This is a genomic window from Nesterenkonia cremea (genome assembly GCF_014642675.1).
Classification (GTDB): Bacteria; Actinomycetota; Actinomycetes; order Actinomycetales; family Micrococcaceae; genus Nesterenkonia; species Nesterenkonia cremea.
In genome coordinates, this window is sequence record NZ_BMIS01000016.1 from 20,296 (window position 1) to 34,145 (window position 13,850).

At 66.8% G+C, this 13,850-nt stretch carries 14 protein-coding genes; 10 read left to right on the forward strand and 4 right to left on the reverse strand.

Features of this window, described 5'->3' with window-relative positions:
- Position 1: 1 nt before the first annotated feature.
- A complete protein-coding gene (gene pheS / locus IEW85_RS13135) occupies positions 2-1,090 on the reverse strand; it encodes a phenylalanine--tRNA ligase subunit alpha (RefSeq protein WP_188686609.1) in 1,089 nt (362 codons plus the stop codon).
- A gap of 146 nt (positions 1,091-1,236) precedes the next feature.
- Here pheS and IEW85_RS13140 point away from each other — a divergent pair, with 146 nt between their 5' ends.
- The gene (locus tag IEW85_RS13140) at positions 1,237-1,566 is read left to right on the forward strand and encodes a hypothetical protein (protein ID WP_188686611.1); all 330 of its coding nucleotides are present in this window, start codon (positions 1,237-1,239) and stop codon (positions 1,564-1,566) included.
- A 139-nt stretch (positions 1,567-1,705) separates the two neighbouring features.
- On the opposite strand, the gene IEW85_RS13145 is transcribed toward IEW85_RS13140, so the two are convergent.
- Together IEW85_RS13145 and IEW85_RS13150 are read right to left on the reverse strand one after the other, a co-directional pair.
- Positions 1,706-2,233 carry an SRPBCC domain-containing protein gene (locus IEW85_RS13145; RefSeq protein WP_188686613.1) on the reverse strand — a complete coding sequence of 176 codons (528 nt, stop codon included), beginning with the start codon at positions 2,231-2,233 and terminating at the stop codon, positions 1,706-1,708.
- Positions 2,230-2,532 carry an ArsR/SmtB family transcription factor gene (locus IEW85_RS13150; RefSeq protein WP_188686615.1) on the reverse strand — a complete coding sequence of 101 codons (303 nt, stop codon included), beginning with the start codon at positions 2,530-2,532 and terminating at the stop codon, positions 2,230-2,232. The genes IEW85_RS13145 and IEW85_RS13150 overlap by 4 nt, the downstream gene beginning before the upstream one ends.
- Positions 2,533-2,653: 121 nt before the next feature.
- On the opposite strand from IEW85_RS13150, the gene IEW85_RS13155 reads away from it, so the two are divergent.
- The 5 genes from IEW85_RS13155 (at position 2,654) to IEW85_RS13175 (ending at position 9,120) form a co-directional block, all read left to right on the forward strand.
- Positions 2,654-5,065, forward strand: a complete 2,412-nt coding sequence (locus IEW85_RS13155; protein WP_229659035.1) for an ATP-binding cassette domain-containing protein — start codon at positions 2,654-2,656, stop codon at positions 5,063-5,065.
- 255 nt (positions 5,066-5,320) lie between these two features.
- Positions 5,321-6,064, forward strand: coding sequence for a TetR/AcrR family transcriptional regulator (locus IEW85_RS13160; protein ID WP_188686618.1), 744 nt, complete (start codon positions 5,321-5,323; stop codon positions 6,062-6,064).
- 112 nt (positions 6,065-6,176) lie between these two features.
- The gene (locus IEW85_RS13165; RefSeq protein WP_188686620.1) at positions 6,177-7,145 is read left to right on the forward strand and encodes an ABC transporter ATP-binding protein; all 969 of its coding nucleotides are present in this window, start codon (positions 6,177-6,179) and stop codon (positions 7,143-7,145) included.
- A 1-nt stretch (position 7,146) separates the two neighbouring features.
- Complete coding sequence (locus IEW85_RS13170) at positions 7,147-8,802, forward strand: ABC transporter permease (protein WP_188686623.1); 1,656 nt, start codon at positions 7,147-7,149, stop codon at positions 8,800-8,802.
- An 81-nt stretch (positions 8,803-8,883) separates the two neighbouring features.
- Positions 8,884-9,120: a TM2 domain-containing protein gene (locus IEW85_RS13175; RefSeq protein ID WP_188686626.1), complete on the forward strand. Its 237-nt coding sequence runs from the start codon at positions 8,884-8,886 to the stop codon at positions 9,118-9,120.
- A 3-nt stretch (positions 9,121-9,123) separates the two neighbouring features.
- On the opposite strand, the gene IEW85_RS13180 is transcribed toward IEW85_RS13175, so the two are convergent.
- The gene (locus IEW85_RS13180) at positions 9,124-9,684 is read right to left on the reverse strand and encodes a helix-turn-helix domain-containing protein (protein ID WP_188686636.1); all 561 of its coding nucleotides are present in this window, start codon (positions 9,682-9,684) and stop codon (positions 9,124-9,126) included.
- A 93-nt stretch (positions 9,685-9,777) separates the two neighbouring features.
- Between IEW85_RS13180 and IEW85_RS13185 the strand changes: the two genes are divergently transcribed.
- The 4 genes from IEW85_RS13185 to IEW85_RS13200 all read left to right on the forward strand — a co-directional run bounded on the left by IEW85_RS13185 (position 9,778) and on the right by IEW85_RS13200 (position 13,622).
- Positions 9,778-10,818: an NAD(P)/FAD-dependent oxidoreductase gene (locus tag IEW85_RS13185; protein WP_188686628.1), complete on the forward strand. Its 1,041-nt coding sequence runs from the start codon at positions 9,778-9,780 to the stop codon at positions 10,816-10,818.
- Positions 10,815-11,423 carry an SAM-dependent methyltransferase gene (locus IEW85_RS13190; RefSeq protein ID WP_188686630.1) on the forward strand — a complete coding sequence of 203 codons (609 nt, stop codon included), beginning with the start codon at positions 10,815-10,817 and terminating at the stop codon, positions 11,421-11,423. The genes IEW85_RS13185 and IEW85_RS13190 overlap by 4 nt, the downstream gene beginning before the upstream one ends.
- Before the next feature lie 126 nt (positions 11,424-11,549).
- Positions 11,550-12,890, forward strand: coding sequence for an MFS transporter (locus IEW85_RS13195; protein ID WP_229659034.1), 1,341 nt, complete (start codon positions 11,550-11,552; stop codon positions 12,888-12,890).
- Positions 12,891-13,265: 375 nt separating this feature from the next.
- A complete protein-coding gene (locus IEW85_RS13200) occupies positions 13,266-13,622 on the forward strand; it encodes a hypothetical protein (protein WP_188686632.1) in 357 nt (118 codons plus the stop codon).
- Positions 13,623-13,850: the final 228 nt, after the last annotated feature.

Sequence of the window (13,850 nt, forward strand, 5' to 3'; positions counted from 1 at the left end):
CTCAGACCTCCATTCCGAACTGCTGGCTGAACCGGACATCGCCTTCGATCATGTCGCGCATATCGGTGACACCGTTGCGGAACATCAGTGTGCGCTCCACACCCATGCCGAAGGCGAAGCCGGTATGCTCCTGGGGATCCACGCCCGCAGCGCGCAGAACGTCGGGGTTGACCATGCCGCAGCCTCCCCACTCGACCCAGCGCGGACCACCCTTGGCGTTGACGTCCCAGACATCCAGCTCGGCGGAGGGCTCAGTGAAGGGGAAGTAGCTCGGGCGCAGGCGGATGGCGGCCTCCGGGCCGAACATCTGGCGGGCGAAGTGCTCCAGAGTGCCCTTCAGATCCGCCATGGTCAGGCCCTTGTCCACGGCCAGGCCCTCGAACTGATGGAAGACCGGGGTGTGGGTGGCGTCGAGCTCATCGGTGCGGAAGGTCTTGCCCGGGCAGAGCACATAGACCGGCAGTTCGCGGCCCAGCAGCGCACGGATCTGCACCGGCGAGGTGTGGGTGCGCAGCACCAGGTGGGAGCTCTTGGGCTCCACGAAGAAGGTGTCCTGCATCTCGCGGGCCGGGTGGTCCGGATCGAAGTTCAGGGCGTCGAAGTTGAACCACTCGGACTCCACCTCGGGACCCTCGGCGATCTCCCAGCCCATGCCGATGAAGACGTCGGAGACCTCCTCCTGCAGCACCGAGAGCGGGTGCCGGGCGCCCAGCGGCTTACGACGCGGGGCGGCGGTGACGTCCACCGCCTCCTCGATGAGCATGCGCTCGGCGTGCTCGGCCTCCAGGACGTCGGTGCGGGCCGACAGCGCCTTCTGGACACGGCCGCGGGCCGCTCCGAGCAGCTTGCCGGCCTCCTTCTTCTGGTCCTTGTCCAGATCCTTGATCTGGCGGTTGGCCAGCACGATGGGGGCCTTCTCCCCGGTGTGGGCCAGCCGAGCCTCTTTGAGCTCCTCGAGATCGGCGGCGGCCTCGAAGGCCTGCAGAGCCTGCTGCACGGCGTTCTCGACCGCGGCCTCATCGAGGGGATGAGGCCCTGAGGAGGCAGCCTGCTCCTCAGTGCTGCCCGCAGGGCGTTCGGACGTAGACATACTGCTCCCATAAGGTATGCGCTTGGACAATCCAGGTCAGTTTATGCGCTCGACTCCGCATCTGCAGAGTCGGGCACATGGAGCCTGCGGCCCGTAGGCTGGGGCATCGGATCACTGAGACACCAGATGATGAAAGGTTTGCCACGATGCACCTGGAGAAGACCTCCGCCGCCGTGTTCGCGACTGCGGGACTGTTCACCCTGACCGCCTGCGGCTCCGCGCTGCAGAGCGATGATGTGGAGGAGACCATGGTCTCCGAGCTTGAGGAAGCCGGCCTGACCGAGGAGGAGTTCGACGTCGACTGCTCCGGCGACATCGGTGCCGAGATCGACGAGCAGATGGACTGCACGGTGGCGTTCGAGGAGGAGGACATTCCGGACGAGCAGTACCTCATCACCATCACCGACGTGGATGACGAGGACGTCTACTACGACATCGTCCCTGAGAACGAGGCCGAGCAGCAGGACGAGGACTGATCACCTCGGTCCCCTCACACTTGAGTCGCCGAGTCCGTTGCGGAACGCGGATGCACTTCAGAGCCCCGGTCACCCACCTGCCGCCTGCGAGACGACAGGGTGCGGCGACCGGGGCTCTGAAGCGTGCGAGGCTCCCGCCTCAGAGCGACTCCTGCAGCCGCTTCCAGAATTCGCGGCCGGGCGTGGGATCCACGCCGAAGACCTGTGCATAGTGCTCGTGGATCTCGCCCCAGCCGGCGTGGGCCTCCTTCTCGGAGATCGCAGCGCCCGCCAGCAGCCCTTCCAGCCGATCCATATAGGTGTGCCAGCCGGCCGCGGTCTGCGCCGCAGGGGTCTGCGGATCGGCGAAGACGTGGAGGAACATCAGCCGGCAGGAGCGCTCATCTCCGGTGAGCTCGAAGCGGTAGAGATCTCCGTTGAAGCTCCAGGCCAGGGTGTGCGGCGGCTGCGCCTCGGTCACCTCTCCGGTCATGCCGAAGGCCTCCAGCTTCTCTCCGGCCTCCGGTCCCCACTCCACGGCGGCGGGGAACCACTGTTCCAGCTCTGCCGGCGTGGACACTGCCCTCCAGACCCGCTCGATGGAACAGGGAAGCTCCCGCACGAAGCGCAGTGCGGGGCGGCCCTCGATGGTCTCCAGCACGCCGTCGCGGGCGGTGTTCTCGGTCATGGGTTCTCCCTGAGGTGGTGTTCGAGGCGGTCGAGCCGACTGGACCAGAGCATCCGATAGGGCTCCAGCCAGTCGACGATCTCTTCCAGGGGCTCCGGCTCCAGCGCATAGACGCGGCGCCGACCATGGACGCGCACAGCGACCAGTCCGGCCTCACGCAGCGCCTTGAGGTGCTTGGAGACTCCCGGCTGACTGAGGTCCATCCGCTCGACCAGCTCACCGGCGGACATCTCCCCCTCGCGGAGGAGGTCCAGGATCTGCCGGCGGTGAGGCTCTGCCACGGCGCTGAAGACGCTCATACAGAAAGATTACCCTGAGGAAATATTTCTGTACAGGCATATGGGTGCGAGCACAGCCAGCCCGACGCCGTCCGCTCACCCTCTTCCACTCGCTTGGCGTACGGCGTACGATATTTCGGTGATCGAGAGCAGCCTGCCCCCTGAGTCCGCATCCCCCCATTCTTCTGCCTCCGGGACGGTCCACGAGACCATCACTGTCCGCGGCGCCCAGGAGAACAACCTGCGCGGCGTGGCCGTGGACATCCCCAAGCGTCGGCTCACCGTCTTCACCGGCGTCTCCGGCTCCGGGAAGTCCTCCCTGGTCTTCGGGACCATCGCCGCCGAATCCCGACGGCTCATCAACGAGACCTATGACGCCTTCATACAGGGCTTCATGCCGGCCATGTCCCGCCCCGAGGTGGAGGCCCTGGAGGGGCTGACAGCCTCAATCATCATCGACCAGGAGCGCATGGCGCCCAATCCGCGCTCCACCGTGGGAACGGCCACCGATGTGAACTCCATGCTGAGGATCCTCTTCAGCCGCTTCGCCCAGCCCGCACTGGGCAATCCGATGGCCTACTCCTTCAACGTCATGTCCTCCTCCGGCGGCGGCACACTCACCAGAGCCGACGGCAGCCGGGAGGCCGCCGGCTACAGCGTCACCGGCGGCATGTGCGTGCGCTGCGAGGGACGCGGTCAGGTCAATGACATCGACCTGAGCCAGCTGGTGGATGAGACCAAGTCGCTGAACGAGGGCGCGATCACCGTGCCCGGCTATAAGCCCGGCGGCTGGTCCGTGCGATTCTACGCCGAGTCCGGATTCTTCGACCCGGAGAAGCCGGTGCGCGACTACACCGAGCAGGAGCGTGAGGACCTCTTCCACCGCAAGGCCACCAAGGTGAACATCAGCGGCACCAATATGACCTTCCAGGGACTGGTTCCGGCGGTGAAGAAGTCCTTCCTCTCCAAGGACCGCGACGCCATGCAGCCCCATATCCGCGCTTTCGTGGACCGTGCGGTCACCTATACCGACTGTCCCGACTGCGGCGGCACCCGCCTGGCAGCCCTGACCCTCTCCTCACTGATCGAGGGGAGGAACATCGCCGACCTCTGCTGCATGCAGATCAGCGATCTGCTCAGCTGGATCACCGAGGTCGGCTCATCCCAGAGCCTGACCGGGGCCGCTCCCCTGCTCACGGCTCTCACCGAGACTCTGAAGAACTTTGTGGACATCGGTCTGGGTTATCTCTCCCTGGATCGCGCCTCCGGCACGCTCTCCGGCGGTGAGGCTCAGCGGGTCAAGATGATCCGCCACCTGGGCTCCTCGCTGACCGATGTCACCTATGTCTTCGACGAGCCGACGGTGGGCCTGCACCCGCACGATGTGGACCGCATGAACGTGCTGCTGCTCAAGCTGCGCGACAAGGGCAACACCGTGCTGGTGGTCGAGCACAACCCCACGGTCATGGCCATCGCCGATCACATCGTGGATATGGGCCCTGGGGCCGGAACCCATGGCGGCGAGATCGTCTACACCGGCGACTTCGCCGGACTGCGCAGCTCCGGCACGCTGACCGGCGAGCACCTGGAGAGCCGCGCCGCGCTGAAGACCCGGCCGCGCAGCCCCTCCGGAGCTCTGGAGATCCGCGGGGCGCAGACCCATAACCTGCAGGGCGTGGACGTGGATGTGCCCACCGGGGTGCTGGTGGCCGTGACCGGCGTGGCAGGCTCCGGCAAGAGCTCACTGATCCATGGCTCACTGGCCGGCCGCGAGTCCGTGGTGGCCGTGGACCAGACCGGGATCCGGGGATCGCGCCGTTCCAATCCGGCCACCTACACCGGACTGCTGGAGCCGGTGCGCAAGGCCTTCGCCAAGTCCAATGGGGTCAAGCCCGCCCTGTTCAGCGCCAACTCCGAAGGCGCCTGCCCCACCTGCGGCGGCGCCGGCGTCATCTATCAGGACCTGGGTATCGTCTCCGGGATCTCCACCGTCTGCGAGGAGTGCGAGGGGCGCCGCTTCCAGGCCGCCGTCCTGGAGTACACCCTGGGTGGGAAGAACATCGCCGAGGTGCTGAGCATGTCCGTGGAGGAGGCGCTGGTCTTCTTCCGCGGCGAGGTCGAGGGCGCGGCCGAAGCCACGCTGCCCACGGCCGGGAAGATCCTCACCCGCCTCTGGGACGTGGGCCTGGGCTACCTGACCCTGGGCCAGCCGCTGAGCACGCTCTCCGGCGGCGAGCGCCAGCGCATCAAGCTGGCCATCGAGATCGGCTCCGAGGCCGATGTGATCATCCTGGACGAGCCCAGCGCCGGGTTGCATATGGCCGACACCGAGCGTCTGACCCAGATGTTGGAGAAGATCGTCGACGCCGGCCGCACCGTCATCGTGATCGAGCACAACCTGGACGTGATCTCCCGGGCGGACCGGATCATCGACGTCGGCCCCGGTGCCGGGCATGACGGCGGCCGCGTGGTCTTCTCCGGCACGCCGACTGAGCTGATCGGCGTCGAGGGTTCTCTGACCGGCCTGCACCTGGAGCGCCGCCATGGCCGCTGAGCGCAGCGATGAGGACGTGCTGGTGGTCTCCGCGATCAGGCTGGCCTGGCGCAGCTGACTGGATGAGCAGGAGGACAGCCATCAGGGCGTCTGGCTGATGCTGGCGAAGAAGGGGACCTCCTCCCCCTCGCTGAGCCCCCGGTGCTGAACGGAACAGCCCAGGGGTTCAGCCTCTTGTGGAGGCTGTCAGCGCTGGTCTACCTTCGAACTGTGAGGTGCTGAATATCCGTTCAGCCCCGAGGTGAGGAGGAGCCTATGGTCTATCGCTACGGCGCCACGCGCACCGGCAGGGATCGATTCCGCGTGGACTCCGCACACCGGGAGAACGGCACCTCAGGCGCCTCCGGCCAGGAGACCCAGGAGAGCGCGCGGCAGCGGATCATCTGCGCCGCCATCGATCTCTACGGTGAGCATGGCTTCGATGGGGTGACGGTGAAGACCATCGCCCAGCGGGCCGGAGCCTCGGCTCCCCTGGTCATCCATCACTTCGGCTCCAAAGCCGGGCTGAGAACTGCCTGCGACAGGTATGTGGCCGAGCAGTTCAGCCGGGTCAAGACCGAATCGGTGCGCCGCGGCAGCATGCCGCGCAACGTCGCCCATGAGGCGGTGATGGCCAACCGTCACCTGGTGAAGTACCTGATGCGCGCTTTCGTGGCCGGCGGGCCGGAGGTGGATCTCCTCTTCGACCAGCTCGTGGAGGACTCCCTGGTCTACACCGCGGAGGCCGAGGAGATAGGGCTGGTCTATCCCAGCCGCAATCCGCGTCACCGTGCCGTGGTCCTGCTCCTGCAGTCCTTCGGCGGGCTGGTCCTGCACCGGCATATGGAGCGCCATCTGGGCATGAGCCTGGTCCAGGAGGATCCGGACCCCGAAGGCCTGGACGCCTATATGGCCACTCTCATGGAGCTCTACACCCGACCACTGTTCAACGCCGAGGCCTATTCCGAGCTGCTCGGCGCCGAACAGGCTGAGCAGGCCCCCGAGAGCTCCGCCCTCTGAACCCACCGCGCGTGAGACCCCGCGCGTCACACAGCAGCGCCGAAGCCGCGAGACATCCGCTCGACGGCAGCTTCGCCGATCTCAGCGCCGCCTCCACGAAAGGAACTGACCGATGAGTGAGAACGCCCCGGTCATCTCTGCCGTCGATCTGGTCAAGGAGTTCGGCCCGGTCCGCGCCCTCGACGATCTGAACCTGAGCATCGCCCCCGGGGAGGTGCACGGCTTCCTGGGCCCCAACGGCGCAGGCAAATCCACCACCATGCGCGTGCTGCTGGGACTGCTTCGCCCGGACTCGGGGACCATCCGGCTCTTCGGCCGCGATCCCTGGCGAGACGCGGTGGAGCTGCACCGCCGCCTGGCCTATGTGCCCGGCGACGTCGAGCTGTGGCCCAACCTCACCGGAGGCGAGGCCATCGACGTGTTCCTGCGGCTGCGCAGCCGCGGCACCGGCCGCGCATTCGACCCGACCCGCCGCGATGAGCTGATCGAACGCTTCGACCTGGACCCCCGGAAGAAGACCCGGACCTACTCCAAGGGCAACCGACAGAAGGTGGCGCTGATCGCCGCGCTGGCCGCTGAGGTGGACCTGCTCCTGCTGGATGAGCCCACCGCCGGACTGGACCCGCTCATGGAGGCCGTCTTCCAAGAGGTCATCCACGAGGCCAAGGCCGCCGGGCGCTCCGTGCTGCTCTCCAGCCACATCCTCTCCCAGGTGGAGGCGCTCTCCGACCGGATCTCGATCATCCGCAGCGGCAATATCGTCGAATCCGGCACGCTCTCCGAGCTGCGGCATATGACCCGGACGACCATCGAAGTCCAGACCGAGTCCCCGGCGGATGAGCTGGCCTCGGTGAGCTTCGTCCACGCCTTCCACACCGAAGGCAGTCCGAGCACCGGCGAGCGCAGCGTCTTCGAGGTCGACGGCGACCACGTGGGAGAGGTCATGCAGCGCCTCGCCGGTCTGGGCGTGCACTCCATCGTGGCGCATCCGCCCACTTTGGAACAGCTGCTGATGCGCCACTACGGAGACGATCTCTCCGCCCGCGGCGTGAGCACCTCCACGCAGAAGAAGGTGTCCTGACATGAGCACCACAGTCTCCACGACGCAGCACACACCCAGCCCTGCCGCCCGCCAGGCCACGCTGTCCGGGACCGGCACCCTGCTGCGGTTCATGATCCGGCGCGACCGGATCCGCACCACGGCCTGGGTGCTGGGGATCGGACTGATGGGCTTCTACTTCGCCCATGCCGTCCAGGTGGTGGCCGAGTCCCAGGAGGAGCTGCTCAGCGTCTCCGGGATGTATGCCGATCCGGTGGGCCGCATGATGGTGGGCCCCGGCTTCGGCATGGAGGAACCCACCCATGAACGGTTCTACTCCGGCGGCTATGCGCTGTTCATCTACATCCTGACCGCACTGTTCAGCGCCTTCACCGTGGTCCGCCACACCCGCTCCGAGGAGCAGACCGGACGGGCCGAGCTGGTCCGAGCCAATGTGGTGGGACGGCATGCCACGCTGACCGCCGCCCTGATCCTCACCGTTGCCGCGAATCTGGTGACCGCGGGGCTGGTCTTCGCCGGCGCCGCCTCTGCGGAGTATTCGCTCACCGGCTCAGCGCTGGTGGCCTCAGGCTCCCTGGCAGTGGGGCTGTTCTTCGCCAGCGCCGCCGCGGTGAGCTCCCAGCTCAGCGAGTCCTCCCGCGGCGCCAGCGCCATGGCCGGGGCAATGCTGGGCCTGGCCTATGTGATCCGCATGGGCGGAGATATGGCGGAGGTGGGCGGCAATGCCCTCTCCTGGTTCTCACCCTTGGCGTGGGCGCAGCAGACCGCACCCTATGTGGAGGACCGGTGGTGGCCGCTGGCCCTGCCGGTGGGCTTCGCCGTGGTGCTCACCGCCCTGGGCTTCTGGCTGAGCACCAAGCGTGATGTGGCCGCCAGCCTGATCCCGGTGCGGCTGGGCCGCAGCAGGGCTCGGCCGTCCCTGGGCACGCCAGCGGGGCTGGCCGCCCATACGCTGCGCGGAGGTCTGCGCGGCTGGGGCATCGCCCTGCTGCTGACCGCCCTGATGTTCGGCGCATTCGCCCAGACCATGGTCGATGCCGCCGACACCCTCCCCGAGGAGATGGGCCAGATGTTCGCCGGCGAGGACATGATGCTGGGCTATCTGGCCTATATGGCTCTTTTCATGGCGGTCTTCGTGGGCGCGGCAGGGGTCAGCGGACTGCAGCAGCTGCGCGGCGAGGAGAGCCGCGGCCGGGCCGAGTATGCGCTCTCGGCACCGGTGAGCCGGCTGGGCTGGCTCGGCGCCCACCTGGGCGTGCTGCTGGCCGGGCTGCTGCTGATCCTGGCCGTGGTCGGCGTCGGGATGGGCCTGGGCGCGATGGCCTCGTTGGAGGAGGACGGCGGCCGCTGGTTCGGTGAGCTGTTCCTGGCCGCGGTCCTGCAGGCCCCTGCGGTCTTCGCCGTGGTGGGAATCGTGACGGCCCTGCTGGGCTGGCTGCCGCGGCTGGCGGCACCGGTGGGATGGGTGCTGATCGGCTTCGCCGGTGTGATGGCCAGCTTCGGCTCCCTGCTGGAGCTGCCGGAGGCGGTGACCGAGCTGAACCTCTACGGACATCTGAGCGAATACCCGGTGGAGGAGATCGCCTGGACGCCGGTGCTGGTGCTCAGCGGGATCGGAATCGCCGGCCTCGTGCTGGGTCTGCTGGGGTGGACCCGCCGGGAGGTGAACCGGGTGTGACCACTGATCCGCTGTCGGCCGGTCTCATATCAGGAAGAACAGCCGCTGGGAGTGCTGCGCGCAGCGGCGTAGACTGGGGCTATGGCCTCCCGCGCATATGACGGCCCGCAGAAGGATCCGGGGATCGCCCTGGTCCTCACCATCATCGGCTTCTTCTTCATCGCCGGCCTGCAGTACTTCTACCTGGGCAAGTACATCAAGGGCATCTTGTTCCTCGTGACCCTCGGTTTCCTCTACATCGGCACGATCATCTCTCTGTTCACCATCCGGAACGCGACGCGCAACGTCAACCGCGACCGCATGCTCGGCCTGCGCTGAGGGTCAGCGGCTCTCCACTCCCATCTCAGTGTGGAACCGAGCGCCGGCCTCGTTGAAGATGCTGATGATCTCGCCGTCCTCCGGGCCCACGGCGCTCAACGCATGGGGTGTGAGGGTGTCGAACTCGGCGGCCTCGCCCTTGTGCAGGATGATCTCCCGGTTTCCCAGCTGCAGCCGCATCCGGCCGGAGAGCACGTAGAACCACTCGTATCCGTTGTGGGTCTTCAGCTCGTCGCACGGCGGTCGCGGCGAGTACTGCAGCTTATAGGTGTGGACCGGTGAGGACTCGGGCGAGAGCGGGTGGACACGGATGCCGTCTGCCTCCCAGCCGTCGCGCCGGACCCGAGGATCCTCCGGCACCGGAACCAGCAGGTCATCGATGCTGATGCCGAGCTGACGGGTCAGCGGCAGCAGCAGCTCCAGGCTGGCCTGACGCTTGCCCGACTCCAGCCGCGAGAGCGTACTGGCGGAGATGTTCGCGGCCTTGGCCAGCCGATCCAGCGTCCAGCCCTTGGAGGTCCGTGCGGCCTTGAGCCTGATGCCGACCTGCTCGAGCTCTTCCATATCTGTGTCCGTCCTCGCCATGGCGCTCCTGCAATTCTTGCAGTTTCTGCAAACTATATTTCCATTATGGCACAGCGGCCTCATCCTGGAGATATGACTTCTTCAGATCTGCACTCCGAACACCACCCCGAGGACTCCCCCAGCCCTGAGTTCGCTGTCGAGAGCACGCTGCCCAGCACCGCCGCCGGCGAACTCTGGGACAGCATCATCATCGGCGGCGGCGCCAGCGGGCTGGCCGCGGCCCAGGCCCTCGGCCGCTCCCTGCGGAAGACCCTGGTGATCGACGCCGGCTCTCCGCGCAACCGCTTCGCCACCCATATGCATACAGTGCTGGGCCACGACGGCACCCCTCCGGCCGAGCTGCTCCACGCCGGCCGCGTCGAGGCCGCCCGCTACGGCGTGGCCCTGCACCCGGGGCGGGTGAAGCAGGTCCGCGACGCCGCCCAGGATCCCAGCCGGCCGCGCACCCTGGTGGTCACCTTGGAGGACGACCAGCAGCTCTTCGCCCGCACCGTCATCGCAGCCACCGGCGTCACCGACCACCCGCCGGCCATCCCGGGGCTGCCCAAACGCTGGGGGCGTTCCGTGCTGCACTGCCCCTACTGCCACGGCTGGGAGTTCCGCGGCCGGCGCCTTGGTGTGCTGGCCACCTCGGCCCTGGGGCTGCACCAGACCGAGCTGCTGCGCCAGTGGAGCGATCAGCTGACCTTCTTCAGCGCCGGCGCCGGAGAGCTCAACGCCGAGACCGCCGCTCGGCTGGAGTCCCGCGGCGTGGTCATCGAGCCCACCCCGGTGACCGAGGTCCTCGGCGAAGGTGATGTTCTCTCCGCAGTGACCCTGGAGGACGGCCGCCGGGTCAGCATCGACGCACTGTTCACCGCCGCCGACCTGACCCCGCAGGACGGCTTCCTGGGCCCGCTGGGGCTCACACGGGGCGAGACCATGGTGGGCAGCTTCATCGAGGCCGACCAGTTCGGGAAGACCAGCCACGAGCGCGTATGGGCCCCGGGCAACCTGAGCGCGCCGATGGCCAACGTTCCCATGGCCGTCAGCGCCGGCACGATGGCAGGGGCCATGGCCAATATGACCCTGGTGAGCGAGGACTTCGACCTCGCCGAGCGGGCCCGACGATGAGCCGCGGTTTCAGCGCCGAGTTCTGGGATCAGACCTGGCGAGGCGGCCACGGCGGCTCGGCGATGAAGGCTATGCCGCCTCATCCGCGGGTCCTCTCCGAGACTGCCGACCTGAAGCCGGGCACCGCCCTGGATGTCGGATGCGGCGCCGGGACAGAGGCGCTCGCCCTGGCCCAGGCCGGCTGGGAGGCCACCGGAGTGGACATCTCTGAGCAGGCCCTGGAGCATGCCGCCCAGCGGGCGCAGGCGGCGGGACTGGACCAACAGGTGCGGTGGCAGGTCGCCGACGCCGTGACCTGGGAGCCTGAACAGCGCTATGACCTGGTGCTCTCCTGCTACGCCCATGCGCCGATCCCGCAGGAGGATCTCTACGCGCGGCTCGCCGACTGGGTGGCACCGGGCGGTCGGCTCCTGCTGATCGGGCATCTGCATCACCACGCCGATCGCCCGGAGGAGGCCAGCACCACGCCCGAGCAGGCCGCGGCGGGCTTCGGCGCCGCGGACTGGGAGATCATCACCACCAAGGAGGAGATCCGGATCGTCCAGAAGCCGGATGGGGCCGGCGTCGTGCTGCGCGATGTGATCCTGCACCTGCTCCGGCGCTGAGCGCGGGCTGGGCTCTCAGGAAACCTCCAGGCCCGCGTGACATGGATTTCACGCTGACCTGGAATGATGGTCCTTACGGGAACTGGGTTCTACACGAGGACTGATGAGATGACTCAGACTGAACGCATGAAAGACCAGAACACACCACCGGAGCGGGCAGTCGCAGAGGGGACCTCATCGCCGGTCGGCCCGATGACCAGCCCGGTGCAGATCATCACCGGCTCCATCCCCGCGGTCACCGGCACCACCCCGGTGGTCAGACCCGGCATGGAGGACCCTGGCTACTCCACGCGCCAGGTCATCATCGCGATCCTCGCACTCTCCCTGGGCGGCTTCGCCATCGGCGTCACCGAGTTCGCCATCATGGGGCTCAACGCCGCGGCCGCCGAGGAGCTGGACATCTCCGATTCCCAGGGCGGGCTGCTGGTGACCTTCTACGCCGCCGGTGTGGTGGTGGGTGCCCCGCTGCTCTCCCTGATGGGCGCCAAGCGCGAACGCAAGACCTACGCCCTGGTGCTGCTGGGGATCTTCGCCTTCGCCCATCTGTTCAGCTACTTCGCGCCCAGCTTCGAGGCCATGCTCTACGGGCGCTTCATCTCCGGGCTGCCCCACGGAGCCTACTTCGCAACCGCCGCACTGATGGCCGCCCATATGGCCGGGCCGGTGATGCGCGCCCGAGCCATCGCCGTGGTCCTCTCCGGCATCGCCATCGCCAACCTGGTGGGCGTGCCGGTGGTGACCTGGGCCGGACTGGAGTTCGGCTGGCGGATCATGTTCCTGGTCACCGCCGGGCTGGCCGTGATCACCATGGTGGCCGTGGCCTTCTGTGCCCCGAAGATCTGGCCGCCGGAGGGCTCTTCAGTCCGTGGTGAGCTCAAGGGGCTCTGGAATCAGCGGCTCTGGGTGGGCATCATTCTGGCGGTGGTCGGCTTCTCCGGGATGTTCGCCATCTACTCCTACATCTCCTATACGGCCATGCATGTCACGGAGCTCTCCTCGGCGGCGATCCCGATCGTGGTGTTCTTCTACGGCCTGGGCAATGTGATCGGCAACTTCGTGGGCGGCCACTATTCGGATAAGTCTGTCCTGGGAACGGTGATGGTGGGGACCGTGACCGTGGCCGTGTGCATGGCGCTCTTCGGCGCCTTCGCCCATATCCCGGCGCTGATGGTGACCTTCCTCTTCCTGATCGGCGTGGCCTCCGGCGGGCTGGGCCCCTCCGTGCAGACCCACCTGCTGGACACTGCGCCGCGGGCCCCACAGCTGGCCGCGAGCTTCCAGCATTCGGCCTTCAACAGCGCCAATGCCATCGGCGCCATCATGGGCGCGGCCGTCATCGACGCCGGCCTGGGACTGCGCGCGCCGGCCTTCGCCGGTTCGATCACAGCCTTCGTGGGAGTGCTGATCTGCGCCTACGCGATCTACCTGGCCAGAAAGGCCGGCGACCCCGTTCTGCCCAAGGCATGACAGCGATGCAGATCATCGAACCAGTGTTCTGACAGGTTCTTCACAGAGAAGCTCTATCGAAGACATCTTCTAGTCAGAAATGGCCTTGCCAGCGATCTAGAAGACGTGTTCTAATGGCAAATGCGCGATGGGAAGCGCGACGCCTGCGGAGGCCCTCCTCACTGCTTCCGCAGGCATCTCCCGTTTCTGGGGCCCTACATCCTTGTCATTGCAGGGATGTAGGGCTGCCCCAGAAACGGGGCCAGAGCAGGGAGGAGAACCTCGTCCCACTCTATTCCCACCTTTGGCCGGGAACCGATGACCTCGGAAGGCACCTCCGCCGGACACTCTCACCTCAGCCCGTAGGGCGAACGTCGAGAGCTGCAAGGAGAGATCGTGCCCCGCCAACCACTAAGACCAGGGACCCACGGCGCCGTCAACGTTAAGCAGGACAGCGACGGAGGCTACTACGCCAGAGTCTTGTACAGAGACGCCAGGGGAAACCGCCGAGAAATGCTGGTCCGAGAGAAGACCAAGGGCGCTGTGCGTCGTGTTTTCAACGAGAAGTGGCATGAGCTGTCAGAGAGGATGCACACGACCGGGTCTCTGGAAGACGTCACCATTGAGCAGCTCTTCCTAGGCTGGGCTGAGTACGAAGACCAAAAGATCCAGTCCATGAGAGACCGGGACATGCAACCGCACATCGAGCCCCACACCCATCACCAGTACAAAGCACTTGGAATGACCCCCTGATTTCGGTCCACGAGTTATGAGAGTCGCACTAGCGCCCGGTGCTCCGGGCAGGAAAACTGGTGTGACCATGACAAGCAAGAGAAGACGCCACACCCCGGAACGGCCATTCGCGGTTGAGCGTGGAGGTGTGTCGAGTCAAGGGGCTCGCGCCCTTGTTGGATGATGGATTTTGCCGATCTATCTTCCAAGTAGCAAAGGACGCGAGCCATGTTCCAGCCTACGGGCCCA

What these genes read in the sequence shown, in the direction of transcription:
- IEW85_RS13145 (WP_188686613.1), bottom strand. Translation starts at nt 2,233, where the DNA reads ATGACCGAGAACACCGCCCGCGACGGCGTGCTGGAGACCATCGAGGGC.
- IEW85_RS13185 (WP_188686628.1), top strand. Translation starts at nt 9,778, where the DNA reads ATGACTTCTTCAGATCTGCACTCCGAACACCACCCCGAGGACTCCCCC.
- IEW85_RS13150 (WP_188686615.1), bottom strand. Translation starts at nt 2,532, where the DNA reads ATGAGCGTCTTCAGCGCCGTGGCAGAGCCTCACCGCCGGCAGATCCTG.
- IEW85_RS13170 (WP_188686623.1), top strand. Translation starts at nt 7,147, where the DNA reads ATGAGCACCACAGTCTCCACGACGCAGCACACACCCAGCCCTGCCGCC.
- IEW85_RS13140 (WP_188686611.1), top strand. Translation starts at nt 1,237, where the DNA reads ATGCACCTGGAGAAGACCTCCGCCGCCGTGTTCGCGACTGCGGGACTG.
- IEW85_RS13175 (WP_188686626.1), top strand. Translation starts at nt 8,884, where the DNA reads ATGGCCTCCCGCGCATATGACGGCCCGCAGAAGGATCCGGGGATCGCC.
- IEW85_RS13165 (WP_188686620.1), top strand. Translation starts at nt 6,177, where the DNA reads ATGAGTGAGAACGCCCCGGTCATCTCTGCCGTCGATCTGGTCAAGGAG.
- pheS (WP_188686609.1), bottom strand. Translation starts at nt 1,090, where the DNA reads ATGTCTACGTCCGAACGCCCTGCGGGCAGCACTGAGGAGCAGGCTGCC.
- IEW85_RS13180 (WP_188686636.1), bottom strand. Translation starts at nt 9,684, where the DNA reads ATGGAAGAGCTCGAGCAGGTCGGCATCAGGCTCAAGGCCGCACGGACC.
- IEW85_RS13160 (WP_188686618.1), top strand. Translation starts at nt 5,321, where the DNA reads ATGGTCTATCGCTACGGCGCCACGCGCACCGGCAGGGATCGATTCCGC.
- IEW85_RS13190 (WP_188686630.1), top strand. Translation starts at nt 10,815, where the DNA reads ATGAGCCGCGGTTTCAGCGCCGAGTTCTGGGATCAGACCTGGCGAGGC.
- IEW85_RS13195 (WP_229659034.1), top strand. Translation starts at nt 11,550, where the DNA reads ATGAAAGACCAGAACACACCACCGGAGCGGGCAGTCGCAGAGGGGACC.